This is a genomic window from Alistipes sp. AM16-43 (assembly GCF_003435745.1).
In the GTDB taxonomy this organism is placed as follows: Bacteria; Bacteroidota; Bacteroidia; order Bacteroidales; family Rikenellaceae; genus Alistipes; species Alistipes onderdonkii.
Window position 1 is genome coordinate 1 of record NZ_QTUQ01000019.1, and the last position, 1,991, is coordinate 1,991.

The 1,991-nt window shown below is 50.9% G+C and carries 5 protein-coding genes; all 5 read left to right on the top strand.

Annotated features, from left to right (window positions below):
- A partial coding sequence (locus DW189_RS14110) for a tyrosine-type recombinase/integrase (RefSeq protein WP_147326500.1) occupies positions 1-291 on the top strand: 291 nt, incomplete at its 5' end.
- A 105-nt stretch (positions 292-396) separates the two neighbouring features.
- Complete coding sequence (locus DW189_RS14115; RefSeq protein ID WP_117508598.1) at positions 397-696, top strand: helix-turn-helix domain-containing protein; 300 nt, start codon at positions 397-399, stop codon at positions 694-696.
- An 11-nt stretch (positions 697-707) separates the two neighbouring features.
- Positions 708-1,049: a hypothetical protein gene (locus DW189_RS14120; RefSeq protein WP_117508599.1), complete on the top strand. Its 342-nt coding sequence runs from the start codon at positions 708-710 to the stop codon at positions 1,047-1,049.
- 291 nt (positions 1,050-1,340) lie between these two features.
- Positions 1,341-1,541, top strand: a complete 201-nt coding sequence (locus DW189_RS14125) for a hypothetical protein (RefSeq protein WP_018697201.1) — start codon at positions 1,341-1,343, stop codon at positions 1,539-1,541.
- Positions 1,538-1,991, top strand: a 454-nt coding sequence (locus tag DW189_RS14130) for a hypothetical protein (protein ID WP_117508604.1), incomplete at its 3' end; no start/stop codon positions are given. The genes DW189_RS14125 and DW189_RS14130, both read left to right, overlap by 4 nt.

Consider the following 1,991-nt stretch of genomic DNA (forward strand, 5'->3'; position numbering starts at 1 on the left):
ACCGGCGACGGACGTGTTTTTGCCATGTCTACACTCGATTCGATCGACGACAGTCTGAAAAACATCGCCCGGAAGTGCGGCATCGACAAACAACTCTCGTTCCATCTGGCAAGGCACACGTACGCCACGACGATCTGCCTGTCGAACGGCGTGAGTCTGGAGACGCTTTCGAAGATGCTGGGACATAAACAGATTACCACGACCCAAATCTATGCGAAAGTCACCCAGCCGATGATCGACCGTGAGGTTACCATGCTCCGGGAGAAACTGGCAATGAAATTCTCCGTGTAGACATTTTGCGATAAAGTATATAAATATATTATGTATTTACATACTTGTATAAACTCATCATTCGGTCGTTGCATCTTTGCGGCGAAAACCTACTGCAACCCGATTATGGAACGACTCGATGAGATTTTGGAAATCATTCGTGAGATCCGCGAGGATATCGCCTATATGAAACGCCACCGTAATATGCTTTGCGGGATGCCTATTCTGGAAGTCGACGAAGTATGCGACCTTTTGAAGATGAGCGATCGTCAACTGCGCCGTTATCGCACTTCGGGTCAGCTTGTCGGTTTCCATTTCGGTCGTCGTCTAATGTTTTCGACGGCTGAAATCAACCGCTTCATAGAGCGTGTTGAAATGGAACATAAGCAGAAAAAGTCTTTGAGAAAAGCTATCCATAATCTTTAACACATAATACTATGTCTGAAACAGCAGAAAGATCTTATTATCTGGTGGAGTCCATGTATTTCGAGAAACTGCTCCGCACGCATTTCATGCTGACACAATCCACGCTGCTCTTCGAACACCTGTTGAGCCACAGTGACCGCCCGATGTTCCTCTCGGCCCGCAAGGTCTGCGAGGTGCTGGGTATGGATTGCCACCAACTCGAACAATGCCGTAAAAAGCGGATGATCCGCGCCCGTGCCGTCAACGGACAGATGTTCTACGATGCCTACGAGCTGATCGCGCTTACGGAACACTTCTACCGCCGGAAGTTGCGGAAGACCCTCTCCCGGATACCGCAGTTCGAGGTGCGCTGATCCGTTCGTGCTGAAAGGGACTGACTGCATCCGCAGCAGTCTCTTTTTGTTTTGAGACAGCACGAATAATAATTAAAAATCCCTTTGTGAACGCCGGCCTCGGGGCAAGATAGCGCCGGACACGTTCCGGCGTCAAATTTTTGCGGCACGATCTCCACCCTTCGGGTCGTATCGCCCCTCAAAAATTTGCCTTGTCCGTGCCGTCGCTGAATATCCCGCCCCGAAGCCGGCTTCTCACTTTTCATAACGGGTATCTGCCGGCCTTATGTCAAACTAAAATCCATTTCGAATATGAAGAATCAGAAATTCGAGATTGCGGTAGCGGGTTACGACTACCGTTTCAAGACCTACGCCCGGGACGGCGTGGAGGCATCGGTAAAGGTGAAATGTTTCCTCGGACGACCCGATGCCGAGTGTACGATCCTTATTCCGACGTTGAACGACGACCTGCGGGAAACTGAATCCTGCCGCAGGCAGGCGGCCCGGCGATGAGAAAGTGGATCGATCAGTCGACCTTCGACGAGCTGCTGCTCGCCAATGCCGAGGATAACATAGAGCGGGCTATTCGAAGCGCATCGGCCGTATTGGAAACAGTGCAGGAGTTCGTTCCGGAGGCAGCCTTGTTCTACCGTGTTACACATGCCGAGGACAGCCTGAAAAACTATTTCGAGGAGGCGTGCACCGGTTTCCGAAGAAACGGCATCCTGTTTCTCGTCCGCCAATATTTCTATCCAAAACCCTATTACGACCTCCGATTCGATTGGTCATCGTTCCGATACGCGGACAACTACTCCTACGGCAAGGCTTTCGACAAACAAACCGAACCGAACCGTATCGGAGTCTTCACCCGAAAGAAGATCGACGACTGGGTAGAATACCTCACGCAGGGTTTCCGGAATCTCGAACGGATCAATGCGGAGAACGAACGAAAAATAGCCGGGT

Excerpts from the sequence above, each read along its gene's own strand:
- DW189_RS14115 (WP_117508598.1), top strand. The coding sequence starts at position 397 with ATGGAACGACTCGATGAGATTTTGGAAATCATTCGTGAGATCCGCGAG.
- DW189_RS14120 (WP_117508599.1), top strand. The coding sequence starts at position 708 with ATGTCTGAAACAGCAGAAAGATCTTATTATCTGGTGGAGTCCATGTAT.
- DW189_RS14125 (WP_018697201.1), top strand. The coding sequence starts at position 1,341 with ATGAAGAATCAGAAATTCGAGATTGCGGTAGCGGGTTACGACTACCGT.